Raw genomic sequence first — 22185 nt, 5'->3', positions numbered from 1 at the left:
CTTGCCGAGCACGATGAGGCCTTCTTCTTCGAGTTCGACCGCGGCGACGGCGAACGGTTCGAAGGGGTCCGGGGAGGGATACGGCGGGGGTGGTGCGTAGCGGTTTTCGGTGTAGCTCCACACCGTGCCGCGCCGCGACAGCGGGACCAACGCCAGGGTGTCGCTGTCACAGGCCGGGTTGGGGCAGTTGTTCTCCCGCGGCGGGAACACATAGGTCGCGCACGCGGTGCATTTGCCGCCGATCAGATGGGTGTCACCGTCGTCATCGGTGGCGAACCACCCTTCAAACGCGGGCTCTGTGTGGAAGTCGACTTTCATGATTTCGCTTTCGGTCTGATGAAGGTGCCTTCTGCTTGCACGGTCACAACGCCGTTCGTATCCGTGATACGGCCTACAGCAATCGTTTTCGAATCGGTCTCGCTTTCGATCCAAGCCTCGACCCGAATCGTGCCGAGACGAGTAGGGGCGACGTAGCGCAGATTCAGCGTGCCGGTGAAGGCGGGCTTTCCTGGGCGGTGTGCGGTTGCCCCGAGAACATGGTCCAGTATGAGTGCGCATACCCCGCCGTGAACGTGGCCGGGCGGGCCTTCATAAGGAGCGCGGAGCGTCAAATCCGCTGATGTACAGCCATTTTCGCCATGAACGACGTTCAGCGGGGGTGCGATGGCATTTCGCATCCCTATCGCCACATTGCCCCAGGTGAGAATGCCGCCCTCGGTGGTGGTGCGCACTCCGAAGGGTTCGGGATCCAGACGTGAACTCAACAGTGCCGCGGCTTGTTCGATCAGGGCGTGCGCTTGTGTTACATCGTCGTCGGCAGCCTCGCTGCGGATCACGACGTCAATGAGGGCCCGCAGTGACTGGGTGAGCGGACCGTAGAGTCCGTCCGCATGCCGAGCCTGCTCGGCGCTGATCGGCGTGCTCACCCGGCGGAGTCCGTGCCGGCCATGTGTCGTGCTGCCAAGTGGCTGAACAGCATGGAGGCACCGATGGGATTGCCGCCACCCGGGTAGGTCTCACCCGAGACCGCTGCCATGGTGTTGCCCGCCGCATAGAGGCCAGGAATCGGTGTCCCCTCTGCGCTCAGCACGCGGGCGTGTGCGTCAGTGCGAAGCCCGCCTTTGGTCCCGAGGTCGGAAAGGCCGAATGCGGCAGCATGATAGGGCGGTTGGTCGATCGGGACCAGGGGTGACTCGCCACCCGTGAAAGCCCGGTCATAAGCTTCGCCGCCGCGGTTGAAATCGTCGTYGACTCCGGTTGCGGCCAGCTTGTTGTACCGCTGCACCGTGGCCTCCAGTTCGGTGGCGGGTACGCCGATGGATTCGGCAAGCTCCGCCAAGGTGTCGGCGGAGTGCCATAGGCCTGCTTCGCGGTAGTGCGCGGTGTCGACCATCGACACGTTGGTGGCCTTCACCGGTGGAACCTCACCTTCCCGGTCGTCATAGATCATCCAGAACGGCAGGGCGGTCGAGCCGTCGTCGAGTTGGCGTATCACCTCACGGCCAATGCGGTCGTACGGCGCGGATTCGTTGACGAAACGCTGACCGTTCTGATTGACGAAGATGCCTCCGGTGAACCACAGCGCGAACGCGGATCGTCCATCGGGATGGGTCATCCCAGGCGACCACCAGGCCTGATCCATCAGGTCGACATCAGCGCCCGCGGCGATTGCGGCCCGGTGCGCGGCGCCGGTGCTGCCGGGACCGCCCATGGTGTCGATCGCGCTTCCGGGTACGCCGTACTGCGCGCGCATGGTTTCGTTCTGTTCGAAGCCGCCGCTGGCGAGCAGTACCCCGCGACGTGTCCGCACCCGCACCGGGATCCCGTTCTGTTGGATAAGCGCGCCGAGGACGTGGCCGTTATCGTTGATCAGCTCCGTCAGTGCTGCGTTGCGCCAGCAGGAGACATCGGGCATTGCGTTCAGTGCGGCAAGGAATCGGCCGATCAGCGCGCGACCGCCGGTGAGCAGGTCCGACGCAGCAGTGCCGAGTCGCTCGACGTCCAGCGGTCCTCGCACCAGCCCGGCGTAGCGGCCCAGTTCGCTGTCGGGCAGCGGCAGCGGGATGATGTGACGGAAGCCGTCGTTGCGGGCGTCGGGCACCGAGCCGTAGTAGTCCGGCCACGGCAGCACAGTGAACTCGAATGCGGGATCCTGCTCCAAATACGCGATGAGTGAGGCGCCACCGCGCACATAGGTTTCCTGCAGGGCTCTCGGCGTCCGGTCGCCGACAACGGCGTGAAAATAGGCGAGTGCGGCATCCATGGTGTCGTCGGTGCCGGCCCGCTCTACGACGGGGTTGCACGGGTACCACATCCCGCCGCCTCCCGAGTACGCCGTGGTGCCGCCGAACTTGTCGGTGGCTTCGGCGAGAAGTACCGAAAGGCCCTCGCGCCCAGCGGTGTACGCGCCGGTGATACCGCCTCCGGAACCGGCGACGACTACGTCGACCTCGACATCGAAGTCAGGCATGGGCCGCTCCGTCGAATGCGCCGTACCCGCCGCGGTAGAACAACAGTGGTCCCCGTTCTTCGTGTGCCCACAGGCCCGACACGCGGGCAACGACGATCGAGTGGTCGCCGGCCCCGTGTTCGAACTCAAGCTCGGCTTCGATCGATGCCAGCGTCCCGTGCAGTGTTGGGGCACCATTGGCGCCGCGGCGCCATTCGATTCCGGCGAACTTGTCCTCGCCGCGTGTTGCGAATTGTGCGCACACATCGTGCTGATCAGCGGCGAGGACGTTGACACACAGCGCCCCGACGGCGCGGATCAGCGGCCAGCTCATCGATGAGTTCGACGGGCAGAAGGAGATGTAGGGCGGATCCAGCGACACCGAGGTGACCGATTGACAGGTGAACCCGATCGGACGGGTGTCGTCGTGAGCGGTGACCACGGCGATACCAGTGCAGAAGTGGCCCAGCACGCGCCGCATCTCGGGTGCCGCCGGCGTGATCAAGCCACTGCCTCGAGCCGCGGTCAACTCCTCGGTCATACCCMTCCTTCGAAAATGGGACTCGCCGCCACCTTCTCGCCTTTCCTTCTCGGTATGCAACGCGTCCTCCCGGTCAGCGGTAGTAGCGCGCTCTCCGGATGTCACCATTGCTAGCCTTGGCGGGTGACGGATGAAGCCGCGACTGGATCTGGTGGGTTGAATGTGTCGCCCACCGGGTGGGCGTTGCTCGGGATGCTTTCCGGCGGCGCGGAATTGTCGGGCTACGACATCAAGAAATGGATCAACTGGGCCATCCGCTTCTTTTACTCGAGTCCGGCTTACAGCCAGATCTATTCAGAGCTGAAGCGACTGGAGAAGCTGGGTCTCTTGAGCTCCCGGGTCGAAGCCGGAATCCGCAGCCGTCGCATGTACAAGATCACTGATGACGGGTTGACGGCTGTCTCGCGCTGGGCAAATGAAGATTCGGTCGAACCTCCGACCCTCAAACACAACCCGATGCTGCGAGTCATGCTCGGACATCTGCTCAATCCGGGCCGGCTCAGAGAAATTCTCATCGCACACGCCGAGTACGCCGAGCAATTGCAGCAGGCCGCGGCCGTTGAAGTGCGCTGGACCAGTGAGCAACCGGCTTGGTCGTATGCCAGGCTGGCGTTGAAATGGTCGGAACAGTACTACGCCGCCGAACGCGAACTGGCCATGCAGATCATCAAGGACCTGGACGCCGCCGAAGAGACGTTCGGCGAATCCGGTCCCCAGGGCGTTGAGTTTCCCGTGCGGGAATACTGGTACGAAGTCGAGCGCCGGATCGCCGCCGAGAATGCCGGCGACACGTCCGACGGAGGCGATCCGCCGGACTGAGCGTAATGCCGGTGGTGACTCAGACGAGGCGCCCGGCCGCGTGTTGCGCTATGACGTAGCCGAACACCAATCCTTGCCCGATGGTGGCACCGGCACCGGGATAGGTCTTCCCAAACGTGTTCGCAGAGACGTTGCCGAGTGCGTACAGGCCGTTGATCGTGGATCCGTCTTCTTTCAGTACCCGACCTCGGGTATCGGCGCGCACACCACCGCAGGTGCCCAGGTCGCTCAAGACCACCTTGACCGCGTAGAACGGTCCGGAGTTCAGTGGACGCAGGTTGGGATTCGGGGCGACGGTCGGATCGCCGTAGTAACGGTCATAGGCGCTGGCGCCTCGGTGGAAGTCGGAGTCGACGCCGGCATCCGCCAAGCCGTTGAAGCGGTCCATCGTGGCGGTGAAAGTCGCCGCCTCAATGCCGATCTGGGCGGCGAGGGACCCGAGATCGCCACTGCGGTGGGCTATCCCGGCGTCATACCAAGCCTGGGGGATCGGCATGCGTGGGAAGAGTTCGGCGGCGAGTAGATAGCTGTTCCGGTACCGCTGGTCGAAGATCATCCACATCTCCTCCACCGGCACGCCCGACTGCTCGCGACGCAACAGTTCCTGGCCGAAGGACATGTAGTCCGTTGCCTCATTGATGAAGCGTTCACCGTTCTGATCGACGAGTAGGCACCCCGGCAGCGAGCGTTCGGCGAGCATGACCGTGGATTCGCCACCGGGTAACGGGGCAAAGGCGGGGAACCACCACGCCTGATCCATCAGTGCGGTGTCGGCGCCCAGGTCCTGAGCCAGGCGGATACCGTCGCCGGTGTTGCCTTCAGCGCCCAGGCTGGCGTTGTCTCCCAAGCGTTCCGACTGGAACTTGTGCCGCCAACTCATCAGGTGATCGAAACCGCCGGTGGCGAGCACGACACCGCGGCGCGCGGTCACCGTCACTCTGGTGCCGTTTCGGTCTACGACCGCACCGGTCACCCGATCGCCATCTTCGACCAGTTCGAGGAGAGGTGTATCGGTCCAGATCGGGATGCCCGCCTGGACGACGCCGGCGAACATACCCGCGGCCAGTGCCTGGCCGCCGGCAGCGTAGCGACGACGCAGCGCCAGACCACCGATGCCCTGCGCGGCGCGCAGCAGGATGCGCGGCCACGATTTGCGGGGAGTCCGTGCCATCAGGTTCAACCAGCGGTAGTCGGCACCGGTGACCGGCATCGGAAACGAAGACTTCATCACACCGGGGCGGAGGCGGGCCAATTCAGGCCCGAGTTTCGCGGTGTTGAATGGCCGGCACTCGCAGGTGCGCCCTACGGCACTGCCGCCGGGTTGCTCCGGGTGGTAATCCGAATAGCCCTTGGCCCACTGAAATTTCATCGGGGTTGTACGCCGCAGCATGTCGATGGTGGCCGAGCCGAAATCCACAAACGCGTCTACGCGGTCCAGTGCAGCGTCCTGGCCCACCAGGGTTTTCAGGTAGGTCCGCCCCTTCTCCACGCTGTCCGAAGATCCGCTCTCGGTGAGGACAGGATTTCCCGGCATCCAGAACGCGCCACCGGAACGAGCGGTCGAACCTCCCACATAGGCAGTCTTCTCCACAATCAGGGTGGACAACCCCAACTCGTGTGCGGCGAGCGCCGCGGCCATTCCGGTACCTGAACCGACGACGAGAAGATCGACGGTGATGTTCTGCAGATCAGTCACCCGACGATTCTGGGATCGGCTCTGCGGATTTCGATCACCGATGCCCGGTCAGTGGAACGCCTCACCTATCAGCTGGGAGTGCCGGTGCTAGAACGGGTTGATCCCTGGAAGCAATCAAGAGCGAGGTTGACCATGACATCGTTGCAGCCCGACGGTGCCGGAGACGTTCGTCAGATCGAGGCGCAGTCGGCACCCACGAGGTTCGCCCGTGGTTGGCACTGCCTGGGTCTCACCCGCGATCTCGGCGACGGAAAACCGCATGCAATCAACGCGTTCGGCGGCAAGTTGGTGGTCTTCCGCGGTGAAGACGGCGCGATCAACGTTCTTGACGCCTACTGCCGGCACATGGGTGGTGACCTTTCCGACGGTGAGGTCAAGGGCAGCGAGATCGCCTGCCCGTTCCACGACTGGCGGTGGGGCGGTGACGGCCGGTGTAAACAGATTCCCTACAGCCGCCGGGTGCCCAAGCTCGCGCGCACCGCGACCTGGCCGGCCATGGAGCAGGACGGCATGCTCTTCGTCTGGAATGACCCCGAGAAGAAGCCCCCGCCCGCCGATGTGACCATCCCGCGCATCGAAGGGGTCGGTGGCGATGGATGGACCGACTGGCACTGGTACACCACGATCGTCGACACGAACTGCCGCGAGATCATAGACAACGTCGTGGACATGGCGCACTTCTTCTACATCCATGGCGGCTTGCCGACCGGGTTCAAGAACATCTTCGAGGGGCACACCGCCACGCAGTACTACGAGAGTGTCGGCCGGCCCGACCTTGGCTCCGGCGAGGGCGCCAAGATCTCCGGCACCACCTCGGTGGCCTCCTACCACGGCCCGTCTTTCATGATCGATGACCTCACGTACCACTATGAGCACGGCGATCAGCGCACGGTGCTGCTGAACTGTCACTACCCGATCGACGCGAATTCGTTTGTGCTGCAGTACGGAATCACTGTCGAGAAATCTGAGGACGTGCCCGAGGATGTCGCGGTGCAGATGGGTATCGCGTTGGGCGACTTCGTGAAGATGGGATTCGAGCAGGACGTGCACATCTGGCGGCGTAAAGCCCGCATCGACAACCCGTTGTTGTGCGAAGAGGATGGTCCCGTCTATCAACTGCGCCGGTGGTACGAGCAATTCTACGTCGACGTTGCCGATGTGACGCCGGACATGGTGGACCGCTTCGAATTCGAAATCGACACAACTCGTCCGCGCGAGGCGTGGATGAAAGAAGTCGAAGCCAACATCGCCGCCAACCGGCTGCCACGATTGGTCGGCATAACCACATGACCGTGCGGGCCGATGGTCGGCTCGCGGACGCACCGATGACGTCCGTGACCTGCCGGCCCTGCGGCGCAGAGGTTCTGGTGCGAAAGAGCAGTTGGGACCAGACGAGCGTGCAGTGGAATGCGCAGTCCCTGTCACGATGTCGTGAACGTGCAGAGATGCTGGCGCAGGCGGAAAGTGGAAACGATACTGGGGGCACACGCCCGGGATTGTTCCTGGTGTGCTCTGGACTGCGTGCATCTATCGAATCGGCTGCGGGCACGGGGGCGCTGCCGGTACTCGACGAAATCTGACCTGTCTACCTATGGGCGATAGTCACTCGGGCGCCTACACCGGCAGCGGTGACAGCGCGCGAAGCACGAGGTGCATACCTGTCCGCAACGTCGATTCCAGATTCTCGAAGTCGCCCTTGTCGGCCCAGTGAATGTACGCCTGGCGGCAGATCTGCACGATCAGGTGAGCCGGCAGCGTCCGGGTGTACCGCCAGAACATCTGGCCGGAGCGCAGTCGGATCTGATGATCGGTGTCCGGCTGGCTCACCTGTACGCCCGGCGTGTGACCCCGACGTTCCGCGGAACGCGGGGCCACACGGTTATCGACTCTGAATCAGGCGAACTGGAACGCGCTCAACGGAGCCTCGTCTGGATAGGTCGCGGGTCCTCCGAGGTCATAGCCGGCGTTCAACGCGCCGATGAAGGCAGCGTCATGCAGCGGGGCGCTGGGGATGTCGAGCTTGAGCCCCTTCTTGTTGAGATCGTCGACCATCATGTCGATCGCCTTCTCGATGGTGATGTCGTCTGAATGATCCATGTTCTTCTTCAACTCGTCGGAGTCTTCAAACACTTCGGCCGACCAGTGCACCAGGAACCGAAGGTCGTCGGTGTGATGACGGGCGATCACGTTCTCACCGTTCTTGAGCACCCAGTGGTCACGGGAAGCGGGATCGCCGGCGAAGACGGTGTCGAACTCCAGGCCGGCCGGAACCTGTTGATCCAGGGGGCCATTGGCTTCACCGCGGTGCATCAGCATCTCGTTCTGCACGACGACGCCGCGGTTGTACACCGGCGGCATCAAACGTTGGGGAGCCTTGAGTGGGCCTTCAGGCCAGTAGGTGAACCCGCTGCCGGCATCGTGGGAGAACCAGGTGATGACTTGGGCCATCTTGATCAGGTAGTCCTGGAACAGGCCGGACTTGCCCATCACACTGGTCAGCCAGGTGGGAGCGTTTTCGTATCGGACGCCACGGAAGCTGGGAGAATCCAGATGGCCGGGATCGCGGTTGGCGCAAGGCCCGTTGATGTTGAACAGCATCATCTCAGGCTTCGCGTACTCAGCGCCCCAGTACGACTTCGCCTGCGTGAGGAAGTCCGCGTTGTAGAAGCAGTCATGCAGTTCTGGGTATAGCACCGTGCCGTGATTGGCGAGGAAGCCGCGGAAAGTCGGCGTGAGGAACAGGTCCAGGGTGGGAGTGAAGCCCTCCGGGAACTTGCCGCTCATCGTGGCCATCAGTTCCTCGGGTGAGGCGAAGTGCTGAGCGATGATCAGCCGCCATGGGGCATCCTTGCGAACAACCTCGAGCAGGCGATCACGCTGATCGTCGGTGTAGACGTTGTCGATCTCGCGTGGTGGTGAAACGGGGCGAAGGATGTCGGACAGCTCCATCCTTCGCTCATCGGTGAGCATCACGGGGACTCCTTTTCTTGGTACCGGCGTTGTCGGACGCCATGGGTATGTCTGATTGTGGGCGGATTCAACGCTGCGGCGACCATCGATGCCCGGCTATCGGGACGTCGGTCGTCGCTTCAGAACGGCAAGGGGTGAGCGAACTTCGCCCGGAGCAGTGCGCCGACCTCGGCCATGGCCAGGCGCCCGCGGGCTGTCGTTTCCGAACGCATGAGGAACCCGTGATAGATCCCGGGATATCGGGTGACGGTGGTCTGCACGCCGGCGTCACGTAGACGTGCCGCGTAGCGCTCACCCCAGTCAGAAATGGGATCTAATTCTGCGGTCACCACAATGGCCTGGGGTAGCGCGCTGAGATCGCAGGCATAGGCCGGAACCCGCCGGATGTCATGCGAGGAACCCGCTCCCTGATCCGCGAGTTCGTGCAGAAAGACGATGTCGTCGTGGATGAGCAGGGGCGCGTCGGGTTGGGTGACGATTGACGGCGCGCCCATGTCTCGGTCGACGCCCGGATACAGCAGCACCTGCGCGAACAAGCGGGGTGCACCGGCCTCGCGCGCGGCCAAGGCCACCGCGGCAGCGATGCCACCGCCGGCGCTGTCCCCGCAGATGGCGACCCTCTCACGGTCGATTCTCAACGTGTCTGATTCGGCGCCAACCCAATTAGTGACGGCGAGTGCATCGTCGAACTGGGCGGGCGGGGGGTTCTCCGGCGCGAGCCGGTAGTCGACGGCCACCACCACGGCATCGCTGGCCGCGGCGAGTGCCCGTGCCATCGGCTCGAACGAATGGTTGGAGCCCATCACGAGCCCGCCGCCGTGCAAGTGCACGATCACGGGTGCCGGCTCGTCGGTGTTGTTCGGGCGGTAGATGCGTACCGGGATTGCGCCCCCGGGCCCGTCGACCATCGTGTCACTGATGTCCGCCATGGCGGGCATATCGACGGGGAGTGGTGCTGTTTCGATGCTGTCGCGAACTGCTTGCAGCCCGCGTTCACGCATGGGTGTCGGCGGACCGAAGGCGACAACGCGTTGCGCAGCGTCGGGGTCGAGTCCCGGACGATTGTTGCCGCTCATGGCTTTCAGTGTTCGGCCGGGTCGAAGCGGCGCTCGGTGCGTAGCCGCGGAGCGGTGAGGTTGCTCAAGATCTCGGCGCGCTCGGCCATTGCCGAACCCACGTATTCCGGCTGCGTCAACAGGTAGAACGCATCCTGGGCGGATTGTTCGAATACCACCTCGGCCGCGGCGTCGGGATTCATTGCCGCAGCTTTGATGTCGAGCATCGCCGCCCGTTGGTTCTCGGCCGCTGCGACATCGGTGCCTGCAGCGGCGGAGTCGACGCCGCCGGCCGCCTCGAAGATGTTCGACTTCACCGCACCGGGGAGAACGGCCTGCACCCGAATGAAGTCGGCGTGTCCGGCGAGTTCCACCTCAAGACGCAAGCACTCGGTGAGCGCCAGCACCGCGTGCTTGCTGACGATATAAGGCGCCTGCAATGGCACTGCGGCGACCCCGCCGATCGACGACAGATTCCACACCCAGGCAGGGGTGGCGGCGGCGATCATCTTGGGCAAGAACGCCCGTACCCCGTGGAACACGCCACTGACATTGATGTCCATCACCCGCTGCCAGTTCGCCACCGGCGTGTCCCACAGATACCCGAACTGTTCGATACCGGCGTTGTTGACCAGTAGGCGCACCGGGCCGATCTCGCGGTAGGTGAAGTCGGCGAGATCCTGGACCGCCTGGGCGTCCCGCACATCGCAGGCGACTGCGAGGGCAGCGCCGCCGCCTGCGTTGAGTTCGTCGACAAGACGTTCGGCTGACTCAAGGTCGATGTCGGCCGCCACCACCGTCATGCCGAGAGCGGCGGCGTGCCGGGCCAGGCCGGCGCCGATGCCGGCACCGGCGCCGGTGATGACCGCGACGCCGCCGGAAAAGAGGTCCCGGGCGCTCACGAACCAGCGGCGATGTCAGTGGTCAACTCGGACAGCAGCACTGAATTCGTGGTGTCCAGGACCATGTCGACGTCGGTGAACTCCAGACCAGTGGCGCCGCGACGGACGGTGACGTTACCGATGCCGCTGGACACGGCGAACGGGACGAAGTTCGCGATCTGGTTGACGAAGATGTAAAACCGCACCCGGACGCCGTCACCGTCGGTACCGGTGCGGTGGATATTGGTGGCATGGTGGCGCAGTGGGTACGGGCTCTGCCTACGGTGATCGGACAGCCACTCGATGACCGCCTCGCGGCCGTGCAGCTCGGGAGACATCAGTTCTTCGAACGGGCTGGCGCCCGAGTCGCTTCGGGTCCGGTAGTGGACGTCCTCGGAATGCGCTGCGGCCATCGCATCGTAGTTGGCCTCGTCGTAGTCGTACCAGAACCCGGCGAGAAACTCCTGCAGTTCGGACAGCGTGATGTCGTTGCTCATGACATCGAGTCAACCGCGGCCCGGCGGCTCCCGACAGCCGCGTGGCCCGTTCAGTGGAACACTGCCTCAACCGGTGATCAAGGCCCACAGGCCGGAACCGCCGGCCCGCAGTGCGGAATCGGTGATCTGCTCGTCCCAGGACCGGACCGAGCCGAATTCCGATCGCCAGGTCAGCGCGGGCCGGGTGAACTCATGCAGTCGGTGCTCGCGGGTGGTGCCGATGGCGCCGTGCACCTGATGGGCATTGCGGACCACCACCGACACCGCGTGGCCCGTGCACGAGCGCGCCACCGCGGTCAGGAAACGCAGGTTGGGGCTTGACCAGTCGTGACCGATGGCGACCGTCACGGCGGCTTCGGTCGCCGTCCTGGCCAGCGCAGCCTCGGCGGCGATATCCGAGATCAGGTTCTGGATCGCCTGGAACTTCGACAACGACCGACCGAACTGGACCCGCGAGGTGGTGTGCTCGATTGACATCGCCAAGACGCGATCCAGTGCGGCGCACACCTGAATCGCGCGGATGAGCGCCGATTTCAGCGCCAGGGTTTCGAGTTGCCCGGCGGTCACGGGTACGCCTTCCAGCACAGCGATTTCTGCCTTCACCGCGTCGCGGGGCTCGCCGATCATATTGGCGCCCGGTATGATTCGCAGAGCGGTGGCCGTTGCGTCCAGGTCGCCGACGGCGTGACCGTCGGCGGTCGGCCACACCGCGACGATGCGCTGCGCGCCGGACGCCCAGGGAACCGCCCGAGCTCGCCCCTGCGGGTCGAGTACGGCGACGGTGCGCACCCCGTCGTCGACGGGCAAGCCGACCGCCTCCAGCAGCCAGCAGGCCAGCAGATCATGCTCGGCCAGCGGGATCCGCACGCCGTGGTGTACCGCGGCGGAGAGCAACGCGACCGCCTCGGGCCATCCGGCGCCGCTGCCACCGGATGATTCGGCACCGGTGAGGCGTACCAGGCCGAGATCCTCCAGGTTGCGCCACAACCCGGCATCGAGTTCGACCCGCTCGCCCGGCGGGTGGTTCTGCCGGTAATCGGCGAACACCGCGTCCATCATCGCGGTCAGATCGGGGTCGACGCCCGTTGCCGACGTGGTTCCGGTGGCCGTCATCGCATTCCCAATCCGCGCGCGATCACTCCGCGCAGCACCTCGTTTGTCCCGCCGCGCAGCGTGAAACCCGGTCGTTGATCCACCGCTGTCGCCATCAGTCCCGACAGGGCCGGGTCGAGGGCATTGACGTCGCCGAGGTGCAGATCGGCGAAGTCCACCACGTCACCCTCGGTGGTGGTGCCCAGCACCTTGACCACCGCGGCCGGGACATCGGCGGGTTCGTGGCGCTGTAGCGCTCCGGCAACCGCGGTGGACATCTGGTGCAGGCCGGYGACCCGAGCAACCAGTCGGCCCAGGCCGGCGTCGTGGGAGATCTGTTGTGCAGCCATACCTTCGGTGCTGGCAGCCAGTACCACGAACGAGGAGAGGAACCGCTCAGGCCCGCTGCGTTCGAAGGCCAGCTCCGAGGTCACCTGCCGCCAGCCATTACCGATCTCGCCGAAGACCATGGCATCCGGCACGAACACGTCGTCGAGGATCACCTCGTTGAAATGGTGCGCACCGTTCATGGACACGATCGGACGGATGTCGACGCCGGGGGAGTCGAGTGCGACGATGAACTGGCTCAGGCCGGCGTGGCGGTGTGCAGACTCCACCGGGGCCGTGCGAGCCAGCACGATGAAGGCGTGCGCGCGATGAGCCCCCGACGTCCAGACCTTGGTGCCGGTGACCGACCAGCCGCCGTCGGACCGAACCGCCTTGGTGCGAACGCTGGCCAGGTCCGATCCGGAGTCCGGTTCGCTCATCCCGATACCGAAGAAACATTCGCCGCGCACGATCGCCGGCAGGAACTCCGACTTCTGGCCCTCCGTACCGTATTTGAGCAGCGAGGGCACGATCTGCCGGTCGGCGATCCAATGTGCCGCCACCGGTGCGCCGGCCGCCAGCAGTTCCTCGGTGACGACGAACCGTTCGACGAATGTCATGCCATGTCCGCCGTACTCGGTCGGCACTGTCATGCCCAGCCAGCCCCGTCGGGCCAGTGCGGCGGTGAATTCTTCGTCCCAGCCCGACAGCCAGGCGTCCACCGAGGGGGTGAAAGCTCCGGCTGCGAGCTGTTCGGCGACGAACTGGCGAACCTCACCGCGCAATCCGGCCGTCTCCGCGGCGTCGGTGGTGGCTGGGGGCACCAGCCGGGACAGTGCGGTCACTGGCTCCGCCACTTCGCGACACGTCGTTCATGCTCGGCGTCACGGTGTGCCAGCGGTTGCATGGCGGCGGCCATGCCCAGGGTCGATTCGAGCATGCCGGTGCGGGATTCCTGCAGGAGGCGTTTGGCCATCCGCAACGCGTGCGGCGGATTCTTGGTGATCCGCTCGGCGAGTTCCCCTGCTGCGGTCAGCAGTTCGTCGTGCGGAACGACCCGGCTCACCAGTCCCCAGGCCAGTGCGGTCGCGGCGTCGATACGATCACCCGTCAGGGTCATCTCTGCGGCGCGTTCATAGCCGATGGCGCGTTGCAGAAACCAGGTGCCACCGTCGCCGGGGACCAGGCCGATCTGCACGAAGCTCTCCGCGAAGGAGGCGCGTTCGGAGGCGATCCGCAGATCGCACATGGTCGCCAGATCACAGCCTGCGCCGATGGCGGGTCCGTTGACCGCGGCGATCAGTGGTACTTCGAGGCGGGCAAGCGCCCGTGGGATGCGCTGGATGCCGTCGACGTAAGCGTAGCGCTGGTCGATCGCGTCCAGACCGAACATGCCCCGCCGGTCGGCCATCTCCTTGACATTGCCGCCGGCAGAGAAGATCTTGCCGGCTCCGGTGAGGATGACCGCGCGGATCATGCTGTCGGAGTTGACGGTTTCCACAGCGGACTCCAGCGCACCGATGAAGCCGCTGTCGGTGATCGCGTTACCCACCTCGGGCAGGTCGATGGTCCAAACCTGGGTGGCACCGGACGTCTCGATGTTCAGCGGTGCGCTCATGAGGGCAGCTGCAACGACTTGACCTGGAGGTACTCTTCGAAGCCGATACGGCCGAGTTCGCGCCCGATCCCGGACTTCTTGTACCCGCCGAACGGCGCCGCCGGGTTGTACCGGCCGCCGTTGATGTCGACCTGGCCCGTGTGTACCTGCCGCGCAAATGCGATGGCGGTGTCATCGTCGGCGGCCCAGACCGCGCCGGAAAGGCCGTACGGGGTTCCATTGGCGATCTGCAATGCGTCGTCGGTATCGCTGAACGGGATGACGGCGAGGACGGGGCCGAAGACCTCTTCCTGGCCGAGCTCGGAATGGGGGTCGACGTCGGCGAACACCGTCGGGGCGACGTAGTAGCCGACGTCGCAAACCCTCTGCGCACCGCCGGTAAGCAGTCGGGCGCCTTCGCCCGTCGCACGCTCGATGAATCCGAGCACCGTCTGCTGTTGCGATGCGGATGCGGATGGTCCGATGCGGGTGGCTGGATCCCATGGATCGCCCACGGTGTACTTGGTCACCGCCTCCTCAATGAGGTCCAACGCCTCGCCGTAGCGGGACTGTGGGACCAGCATCCGGGTCCAGGCCATGCAGGTTTGGCCGCCGTTGAGGAACGCGTTGGCGACGCCGACCTTGACCGCGGTGGCGAGGTCGGCGCCCTCGAGGATGACGTTGGCGGATTTCCCGCCGAGCTCGAGCGCCACCTTCTTGATGGTCCTGCCGGCCAATTCCCCGACGCGGCTGCCGACGCCGGTGGATCCGGTGAATGAAACGAAATCGACGTCCGGATGTTCGGCCAACCGCTCCCCGATGACGCGGCCCGGACCGGACACCAGGTTGATGACACCGGGAGGCAGACCGGCGTCCTCGAGCGCCTCGACGAACTCGAACACCGACAGCGGTGCCTCGTTGCTGGGCTTGAGCACCACCGTGCAGCCCGCCGCGATCGCCGGGATGACCTTCGCCACGACTTGGTAGAGCGGGTAGTTCCACGGGGTGATCGCCGCGACCACACCGTAGGGTTCGCGGGTCACCAGCGAATTGCCGATCCGCTCCTCGAACTCGAAAGTCGCCAAGGCGTCGGTGAATCCGCGTGCCACTGCGAGCGGCACCTGGGTCTGGACGGACTGCGAGATCCGTATCGGGGCACCCATTTCACCGGTGATCGTCTCGGCGATATCGGGCAGCCGCTTCTCCATGGCGGTGATCACCGCCTCTAGGCGCTCGCGTCGGTCCGCAACGCCGATCATCGGGTCGAACGCCTTGCGGGCCGCGGCCACCGCGGCATCGACGTCCGCAACGTCGCCGCCGGGTACGGTGCCCAGTACCTGTTCGGTGGCGGGATTGATCACGTCGATGACATCGGTGCCGCTGGGGGGGACCCACTCACCGTCGATGTAGAGCTCGGTGCGGTCGTAGTTGTGGTTACTCATCAATCGGTCTCCGGGTTACAGGGATTCAGGGCACGATGCTGGCGCGGACGTCACGCTTGTCTTCGGCGGCAGCGAACGCCTCGTTGATGTCGTCGAGGGAGTAGCAGGCCGATGCCAGACGCTCGAAAGGCAGCCTGTCCTGGTAAGCGGCAAGGAAATCCAGAGCGCGCGACAGCACCGAGGGGTCGTAAAGGGAGACCCCGACCATTGTCTTGTTGGAGAACACGAACCGTGACGGGTCGAACTCGAAAGTCATCCCGACATTGATGTTGCCGATCTCGACGTACCGGCCGAACTGGCCGAGCAGTTTGAGGCCTTCGTCGATCGCCGACGGGTGCCCGACGACTTCGACCACCACGTCGGCGCCCAGGCCGTCGGTGAGCTTGCGGACGATCTTCGCGCGCTCCTTCTCGGTGGTGACCTCGGTGATGTCGATGACGGCGTCGGCTCCGAACGCGGTGGCCAGTTCGAGGCGTTCCTGCACACCGTCGATCGCGATGACCTTGGCCGCGCCGCGTGCTTTGGCCACTGCAACCGCATACAGGCCCAGCGCGCCCGCGCCCTGCACCACCACGTATTCGCCGAGCTGCTGGTTCACCCGTTCCAGCCCGTACATCACCTGAGATAGAGCACAATTCGCGCCGGCGGCAATATCGTCGGGCACGGCATCGGGGACCGTGTAAAGCACGGCGCCCGCAGGCAACACGAAGTAATCTGCGTAGCCGCCGACGAAGTACGGGGGTTCGTCAGCGCGCCCCAGCATTGCCATCTTCAGGTTCAGGCAGGCATTCCTTCTGCCCGCCAAACAGTTTCGGCAGGTATGACAGCAGAAGAAGTACGGGAAAACCACGCGTGTCCCGATGTGCAGCGGTTTGCCGTTGGAGTCTGAACCGACACCGTCATCCATGGCGGCGATCACACCGACCATCTCGTGGCCCAGCACGGTCGGTAATTGTCCGCCCAAGCCACGCGTGGCGAACGTGCCGTGCCAGGCATGCACATCGGAGCCGCAGATATTGGCCCTGGTGACCTTGATGAGGATTTCACCTGGCCCGATACCGGGTAGGGTGACCGACTCGATCTCGAACGGCTTGCCGGGCTCGTCGAAGCGGGCAATGCGACCCTTGATCGGGGCTTGACTCACGGTGCTGAAAACCTCTCGCTCGTAGACGGTTCCGAGCGTGTCCGAAGAGTGGCACGCACCGCCGACATCGCTGCGAACGCTAACGCCGTGGCTGTCCGGGAGGATTCGGGTGTCCCGCCCAGCGGTCACTGCCGGATGCGGGCCCGATCACAGTCCTTGGCGCGGATCAGTGATCGCTGAACTGATCCCGCAGCAGGCGTTTGAGCAGCTTGCCGCTGGGATTCTTGGGTAGCGCGTCGACGAAGAACACCTGCTTGGGTGTCTTGAATCCGGCCAGATGCGTTCTGCAATGGGTCATCAGCTGGTCCTCGGTGATCTGCGTCCCATCGCGTGGAACCACGGCGGCGACCACCGTCTCCACCCACACCGGATGGGGAAGGCCGAACACCGCCACCTCTTCGACACCGGCGTGCCGATAGATCACTTCCTCGACCTCTCGGCTGGCGACGTTCTCGCCACCGGTCTTGATCATGTCCTTCTTGCGGTCCACGATGTACAGCAGGCCGTGCTCGTCGTAGTAGCCCAGGTCGCCGGAGTGAAACCAGCCACCGCGGAAGGACTCGGCGGTCTTGGCGTCATCGTCCAGATAGCCGAGCATCAGGTGCGGACTCCGATGGGCGACCTCGCCGACGATGCCCGGCGCGACCGGTGTGTCGTCCTCGTCGAGAATTGCGGTCTCCACGTTGATCACGGGCCGTCCCGCGGATCCGGCATGAGCGTCCTGGTCCTCCGGGCCCAATGCCGATGCCAGCGGCGCCATCTCCGTCTGGCCGTAGAAGTTCCACAACCGCAGATGGGGAAGTCGCTCTCGCATCTCGGCCAGGATCTCGACGGGCATGGCGGACGCGCCGTAATAACCCTTACGCAAGCTGGACAGGTCGACGTCATCGAAGATCGGTGACCGCAGCAGCGAGATCCACACCGTCGGCGGGCCGAAATAATTGGTGACGCGATACTTCTCGATGGTGCGCAACACCAACTCAGGGTCGGCTCTCGGCACGATGATGCTGGTGGCGCCCAGATAAATATCGGTGATCAGGAAGTTGTCGAGTTGGGCGCAGTGGTAGAGCGGCAGCGAATGGATCTCGACATCGCTTCCCTCCATCGAGCCGGCGATGATGGAGCTGATGTAATTGCCCATCAGACTCCTGGTGGAGTGCATGGCGCCCTTGGGATACGACTCGGTGCCGCTGGTGTACATCAGCCGGATGAGTTGGTCGTCGTCGATGAGCGGATTGGGCGCCACCGATTCTGTGCGCAACCAGTCGTCGAAATCCGGCCACCCCGCCGGAACGGTCTGGCCGGGCAACACGAGCGTGGCCGTCGTCGTGACGCTTCCTCCGCGCTGCATCGCCGCCTCGGCCACCGGGATCAGACCGGCTTCGACCACGAACCCCGTCGCCCGGCTGTGCCCGAGGATGAAGGCGATCTCCTCGGCGGTGAGCATGAAATTGATCGGGACCATGACCACCCCGGTCCGGGCGGTGGCGAATGCCAGCACCGCATACTGCCAGCAATTGTGCGCCAGCACGGCCATCCGGTCGCCCACCCCGAATCCGTTGTCGGTCAACGCGGCGGCCGCGCGGTCCACCAGGTGTTCGAACTCGGCGAACGTCAAGCTGACATCACCGTCGATGATCGCGATTTTGTGCGGGTGTTTGCGTGCCGGGCGGCGCGGAACGTCGCCGAGCGCGTGGCTGCGAGCCGACGCAAGCACGGCCTTCAGATCATTCATGAGCCGGACTGTATGTCCGGGATTGTCGGTGGAATCACCTGCCGTCCCGCTCAGTAGAAGACGGTCCACCGGCGCCGACCGAGTAGTCACATACTCAGTCCGACGAGCAAGGAGGATCGATGACGATCGCTGTGACCGTGGCCGCCGGCGAGAAATCGCTGGACCCAGAGGAACTGCGTGCGAACCTGCGCCAAGCCGACGCCGGCATCCTGGTGGCGGTGCTGGCCCAGCTGACCGGTGACGACGCCGTCGCGGACCGGTACGTCGGCAAGATTTCATTCACCCCCGATCCACCCGAACAGGTGGGCACAACCGATCCGGACACCCAGGCGGCGCTGGTCGAGGCAGTGATGGCCGCGCTTGAAGCACCGCGCCCGGCTGGTGCGCTGCCTTCCGATGACCCCGGCCTGTTCGCACGCGTCGCCCCGTTGGCGTTCGGCAGCGAGGTCGGCGAGGAGTACATCGGCCTGTTGTTGGAGCAGGGTGGATTCCATCCACCTCAGCCGGTGCTGCCGAGAACCGCGACGCTGCCGTCAGATTTCAACGTCGTCATCGTGGGCGCCGGCATCGCCGGGATGGCCATGGCGCTGGAGTGCGGCGCAGCGGGCGTCGCGTACGAGATCATCGACCGCAACCCCGAGGTGGGGGGCACGTGGTTGACGACCCGCTACCCGGGCATCGGTGTCGACACACCGTCGGCCTACTACTCGCTGTCCCGCGATATCAACGGCGACTGGAGCAGCTATTACCCACAGGGCGCGGAGTACCAGCGTTACCTGCAATCAGTGGCGGACAAGAACGCGTTGCGCGATCACACCAGGTTCAACACCAGCGTCGAAGCGCTGTGGTGGGACGAGGAACGAAAGATGTGGGAGGTGCGCACCGTCACGGCCGACGGCGCCCGCGAGGTGTTCTACGCCAATGTTGTGGTGCCCGCGGCCGGTTACCTCAATCGCCCGCGCTGGCCCGAGCTGGCAGGGAAGGAGACGTTCGGCGGCGTGAGCGTCCATACCGCCGAGTGGAATCCCGAGCTGTCGTTGCGCGGGAAACGAGTGGCCATCATCGGTGCCGGATGCACCGCAGTCCAGATCGTGGACGCCTCGGTCGACGAGGTTGCTCATTTGACGGTGTTCCAACGCCAGCCGCACTGGGTGGCACCGCGCAAACGACTGACCGATGACGTGCCCGAGCACCGCCGGTGGCTCAACGCACACGTGCCCTACTACGCCAACTGGACTCGGCTGAAATCCTTCTGGGGTACCGCCGACAACAACCATCCCGTGATCATGCGGGACCCGGAGTGGGCGGCAGAACATCTGTCGATCTCGCGGCCCAACGACGTGCTGCTGCAGATGTGCCTGCAGTACATCGACCGCGTTTTCGGGGCAGGGTCGGAACTGGCGAAAAAGGTCACCCCCGACTTCGCGCCGTACGGTAAGCGCATCATCCGCGACCCCGGTGGTTACTACGCGGCGTTGGCCCGAGAGCATGTCGACGTCGAGGCCAGCGAACCCGCCCGGGTGAACGAACGCGGCATCGTCACCCAGGACGGCCGACAGATCGACCTCGACGTGATCATCTACGCCACCGGGTATTACCTGGACTTCCTTTCGACGGTTGATGTCCGCGGCCGCGACGGTCTCAAGCTCACGGATGTGTGGGGCGAGAGCCCAAGTGCCTACCGAGGCGGTCTGGTTCCGGGCTTCCCGAACATGTTCATTTCTTCTGCCCCCAACTACAGCCCGGGGCACGGCGCCGGACACAATTTCGGTGTCGAGGTGATGGTGCATTACGTGATGGAATGCCTGCAGTTGATGGCGGAGCGTCAGGCGGAGATGCTGGAGGTGACGCCCGAGGCCTTCGAAGACTATGTACGACAGATCGACGAGGCGATGGCGCAGACCGTGTGGTGCCATACGCCCACTGCGCATACCTATTACCGCTCCGGTGGCCGCATCGTCACCGCCTTCCCGTTCCGTCTGGTCGACGTGTGGCAGAGTCATCGAGCGCCAAAGTCCGAGGATCTCGTCGTCCGGTGAGCGGAATTCTCAGTGGGAGAACAGCTTTGGTGACCGGCAGCAGTCGCGGAATCGGTCGCGCCGTCGCCCAGCGGCTGGCCGCCGAGGGTGCCACAGTTGCTGTGACGGCACGGTCGTATCTGCCTTCGGTGTCCACGCGGGCCGGTACGGCGTCGGAGTTGCCGGGCACGATCGGGGAGACGATCGAATTGATCGAGTCGGCGGGCGGTTCGGCGTTCGGGGTCGCCTGCGACCTGGAAGACGCCACGCAGCGGGCGCGCCTCGTCGATCAGGTTGTCGAGCGGACGGGGCGGCTCGACATTCTGGTGAACAACGCCGGTTATGCCGATTACTCGGTGATCGAAGACATGCAGATGGACACCTTCGACCGCACCATCGAGCATTACATCCGCACGCCGTTCGTGTTGACCCAGAGCGCAGTCCCGCACATGAAACGCCAGGAGGCGGGTTGGATCGTCAACATCGGTTCGGTGACCGGGCTGTCGCCGGCACGGCCCTACCGGGAGTACAACAAGACGTCCGGTGACGTCGTCTACGCATCCATGAAGGCTGCGCTGCACCGCTTCACCCAGGGCGTCGCCGCCGAACTGCTCGATGCGAACATCGCCGTCAATGTCGTTGGCCCGTCCAGCGCCATCCGCACACCCGGTGCATCGAGTCTGATTCCCGACACCTTCCCGACAGAGCCGGTGGAATACCTCGCCGAGACCGTGCTCGCGATGTGCCATCTGCCCGCCGCCGAACGCACGGGTTTGGTTGCCTTCAGTCTGCACTACCCGTGGTCACAGAAGCTGACGGTGCACGGCCTGGACGGGAAGACCGTCTTGCCGCCGCTGGAGCCCCCGGCAAATGCCAATCCGAATATTCTGCCGCTGGGCTTGTAGAGGGCGCTGCGTCAGCGCAGCACCTGCCCGGTGTCCAGGCAGAAGCTATGGCAGACACGTTCGCGCACAATGGCATCGGGGCACTCCGGATCGAACCAGCGGTCGACCACAGCCCAGTGAATGGGATGCATCAAGTACGCGCCCATGATGCCGTCGGCATCGCTGAACTCCTGTTCGAACACGTGCGTCCATCCCGTCGACCCCACGGTGTGGTTGGGCCGGCTCAACTGCCACGCGCTGATCGTGGACACGTAGCCGGGCAGTCTTTTCAGGTCCTCCTCGAACCGGGACAGGTGCTCCGGGTCGCAGTCTGGCTGCACTCGCAGCAACAGTGCACGGTAGACGGTGCCGGCCGAGCGGTCGGCGATGGCCGTGGGGGAGCCGTGATACCCCGCCCCGTTGACACGGGTGATCGCCGGATCAGCAAGGGCGGCGCCGAACTCTGCGGCCGTCCCGGCCCACTGCGCGATATCGGTGAAGCGCAGATGCAGCAGCAGGTCGCCACCGTTTCGGCTGCCCGGCAAGGTAGGGGCGACAAGGTGTCGGTGTGCTCCGCTGCGGTGCGCGAGGTGTTGCAGGCTGTCGCACACGCGCTCGCGGTGGGCCTCGTCGACATCGATGAGGCGCGTGACGTTATACATCGCAAAGCTTCTCGACGTCATCGTATGCAGCGGCGGCAGTGCGATCACGTTCGACGATCAGCTCTGCCACACCGTCCCACCAGGCGCCCACCTCGGGATCGGGGCGCCCCTTCCAGGTCATCTCCCACCACGCCTGCGCGCTGGGCAGTGACCAGGTGATGGTCACGGTGTTGGGTTGAGAGTCGTACCAGATCGGCGGGGACACCAGCACGGTGCACAGCGTCATCCCCCGCTTTCGGGCTTCCGGGGCGTATCCGGCCAGATAGGTATCGACGAACTCGCGGGCGCGTCCGGGACGCGTCACCACTCTGTCGATGACAAAGACCTCACCGCCTGCCATGGGGCCAAGCCTAGGCAGTGATCGCGGTGTGGAAGT

The 22185-nt window shown here is 64.7% G+C and carries 23 protein-coding genes; 5 read left to right on the top strand and 18 right to left on the bottom strand.

Going from position 1 to position 22185, the window contains the following annotated elements:
• From AC1DTF_RS23390 to AC1DTF_RS23375, 4 genes are all read right to left on the bottom strand, one after another.
• Positions 1-318 (bottom strand): Zn-ribbon domain-containing OB-fold protein (locus tag AC1DTF_RS23390; protein ID WP_477475802.1); only part of this gene is annotated, 318 nt, incomplete at its 3' end.
• Complete coding sequence (locus AC1DTF_RS23385) at positions 315-926, bottom strand: PaaI family thioesterase (protein ID WP_082614221.1); 612 nt, start codon at positions 924-926, stop codon at positions 315-317. The genes AC1DTF_RS23385 and AC1DTF_RS23390, both read right to left, overlap by 4 nt.
• Positions 923-2470: an FAD-binding protein gene (locus tag AC1DTF_RS23380; protein ID WP_477475801.1), complete on the bottom strand. Its 1548-nt coding sequence runs from the start codon at positions 2468-2470 to the stop codon at positions 923-925. Before AC1DTF_RS23380 ends, AC1DTF_RS23385 begins: the two co-directional genes overlap by 4 nt.
• A complete protein-coding gene (locus AC1DTF_RS23375; RefSeq protein WP_477475800.1) occupies positions 2463-2990 on the bottom strand; it encodes a flavin reductase family protein in 528 nt (175 codons plus the stop codon). The genes AC1DTF_RS23380 and AC1DTF_RS23375 overlap by 8 nt, the downstream gene beginning before the upstream one ends.
• 123 nt (positions 2991-3113) lie before the next feature.
• Here AC1DTF_RS23375 and AC1DTF_RS23370 point away from each other — a divergent pair, with 123 nt between their 5' ends.
• Entirely contained in the window at positions 3114-3809 is a 696-nt protein-coding gene (locus AC1DTF_RS23370) for a PadR family transcriptional regulator (RefSeq protein WP_477475799.1), read from the top strand.
• Between the two features lie 19 nt (positions 3810-3828).
• Here AC1DTF_RS23370 and AC1DTF_RS23365 read toward each other — a convergent pair whose 3' ends face one another.
• Entirely contained in the window at positions 3829-5505 is a 1677-nt protein-coding gene (locus AC1DTF_RS23365) for a 3-ketosteroid-delta-1-dehydrogenase (RefSeq protein WP_477475798.1), read from the bottom strand.
• Between the two features lie 132 nt (positions 5506-5637).
• Between AC1DTF_RS23365 and AC1DTF_RS23360 the strand changes: the two genes are divergently transcribed.
• Together AC1DTF_RS23360 and AC1DTF_RS23355 are read left to right on the top strand one after the other, a co-directional pair.
• On the top strand, positions 5638-6795 hold the full coding sequence (locus AC1DTF_RS23360) for a 3-ketosteroid-9-alpha-monooxygenase, oxygenase component (RefSeq protein ID WP_477475806.1): 1158 nt from the start codon (positions 5638-5640) through the stop codon (positions 6793-6795).
• Positions 6792-7085: a hypothetical protein gene (locus AC1DTF_RS23355; protein WP_477475797.1), complete on the top strand. Its 294-nt coding sequence runs from the start codon at positions 6792-6794 to the stop codon at positions 7083-7085. Before AC1DTF_RS23360 ends, AC1DTF_RS23355 begins: the two co-directional genes overlap by 4 nt.
• Before the next feature lie 34 nt (positions 7086-7119).
• On the opposite strand, the gene AC1DTF_RS23350 is transcribed toward AC1DTF_RS23355, so the two are convergent.
• The 11 genes from AC1DTF_RS23350 to AC1DTF_RS23300 form a co-directional block, all read right to left on the bottom strand.
• The gene (locus tag AC1DTF_RS23350; RefSeq protein ID WP_477475796.1) at positions 7120-7332 is read right to left on the bottom strand and encodes a hypothetical protein; all 213 of its coding nucleotides are present in this window, start codon (positions 7330-7332) and stop codon (positions 7120-7122) included.
• A gap of 66 nt (positions 7333-7398) precedes the next feature.
• Entirely contained in the window at positions 7399-8475 is a 1077-nt protein-coding gene (locus AC1DTF_RS23345; RefSeq protein ID WP_477475805.1) for a hypothetical protein, read from the bottom strand.
• Between the two features lie 119 nt (positions 8476-8594).
• Positions 8595-9551 (bottom strand): alpha/beta hydrolase fold domain-containing protein, encoded by a 957-nt coding sequence (locus AC1DTF_RS23340; RefSeq protein ID WP_477475795.1) that lies wholly within the window; start codon positions 9549-9551, stop codon positions 8595-8597.
• Positions 9552-9556: 5 nt separating this feature from the next.
• Complete coding sequence (locus AC1DTF_RS23335; RefSeq protein ID WP_057168083.1) at positions 9557-10432, bottom strand: SDR family NAD(P)-dependent oxidoreductase; 876 nt, start codon at positions 10430-10432, stop codon at positions 9557-9559.
• Complete coding sequence (locus AC1DTF_RS23330; protein ID WP_477475794.1) at positions 10429-10908, bottom strand: nuclear transport factor 2 family protein; 480 nt, start codon at positions 10906-10908, stop codon at positions 10429-10431. Before AC1DTF_RS23330 ends, AC1DTF_RS23335 begins: the two co-directional genes overlap by 4 nt.
• Before the next feature lie 66 nt (positions 10909-10974).
• Positions 10975-12021 (bottom strand): acyl-CoA dehydrogenase family protein, encoded by a 1047-nt coding sequence (locus AC1DTF_RS23325; RefSeq protein WP_477475793.1) that lies wholly within the window; start codon positions 12019-12021, stop codon positions 10975-10977.
• A complete protein-coding gene (locus tag AC1DTF_RS23320; protein ID WP_477475792.1) occupies positions 12018-13184 on the bottom strand; it encodes an acyl-CoA dehydrogenase family protein in 1167 nt (388 codons plus the stop codon). Before AC1DTF_RS23320 ends, AC1DTF_RS23325 begins: the two co-directional genes overlap by 4 nt.
• Positions 13169-13945, bottom strand: a complete 777-nt coding sequence (locus AC1DTF_RS23315; RefSeq protein ID WP_477475791.1) for a crotonase/enoyl-CoA hydratase family protein — start codon at positions 13943-13945, stop codon at positions 13169-13171. Before AC1DTF_RS23315 ends, AC1DTF_RS23320 begins: the two co-directional genes overlap by 16 nt.
• The gene (locus AC1DTF_RS23310) at positions 13942-15366 is read right to left on the bottom strand and encodes an aldehyde dehydrogenase family protein (RefSeq protein WP_477475790.1); all 1425 of its coding nucleotides are present in this window, start codon (positions 15364-15366) and stop codon (positions 13942-13944) included. Before AC1DTF_RS23310 ends, AC1DTF_RS23315 begins: the two co-directional genes overlap by 4 nt.
• A gap of 25 nt (positions 15367-15391) precedes the next feature.
• Positions 15392-16510 carry a zinc-binding dehydrogenase gene (locus AC1DTF_RS23305; RefSeq protein ID WP_477475789.1) on the bottom strand — a complete coding sequence of 373 codons (1119 nt, stop codon included), beginning with the start codon at positions 16508-16510 and terminating at the stop codon, positions 15392-15394.
• A gap of 166 nt (positions 16511-16676) precedes the next feature.
• Positions 16677-18245, bottom strand: a complete 1569-nt coding sequence (locus AC1DTF_RS23300) for an acyl-CoA synthetase (protein ID WP_477475788.1) — start codon at positions 18243-18245, stop codon at positions 16677-16679.
• A gap of 119 nt (positions 18246-18364) precedes the next feature.
• On the opposite strand from AC1DTF_RS23300, the gene AC1DTF_RS23295 reads away from it, so the two are divergent.
• On the top strand, positions 18365-20284 hold the full coding sequence (locus tag AC1DTF_RS23295) for a flavin-containing monooxygenase (protein ID WP_477475787.1): 1920 nt from the start codon (positions 18365-18367) through the stop codon (positions 20282-20284).
• On the top strand, positions 20281-21168 hold the full coding sequence (locus AC1DTF_RS23290; protein ID WP_477475786.1) for an SDR family NAD(P)-dependent oxidoreductase: 888 nt from the start codon (positions 20281-20283) through the stop codon (positions 21166-21168). The genes AC1DTF_RS23295 and AC1DTF_RS23290 overlap by 4 nt, the downstream gene beginning before the upstream one ends.
• 11 nt (positions 21169-21179) lie before the next feature.
• On the opposite strand, the gene AC1DTF_RS23285 is transcribed toward AC1DTF_RS23290, so the two are convergent.
• Together AC1DTF_RS23285 and AC1DTF_RS23280 are read right to left on the bottom strand one after the other, a co-directional pair.
• Entirely contained in the window at positions 21180-21809 is a 630-nt protein-coding gene (locus AC1DTF_RS23285) for a Dabb family protein (RefSeq protein ID WP_477475804.1), read from the bottom strand.
• A complete protein-coding gene (locus AC1DTF_RS23280; protein WP_477475785.1) occupies positions 21802-22149 on the bottom strand; it encodes a hypothetical protein in 348 nt (115 codons plus the stop codon). The genes AC1DTF_RS23285 and AC1DTF_RS23280 overlap by 8 nt, the downstream gene beginning before the upstream one ends.
• Positions 22150-22185: the final 36 nt, after the last annotated feature.

The organism is Mycobacterium sp. P4_H6 (assembly GCF_056400845.1).
Note: the sequence above shows the minus strand (reverse complement) of the source record. Positions and strands in the feature narration are given on the sequence as shown.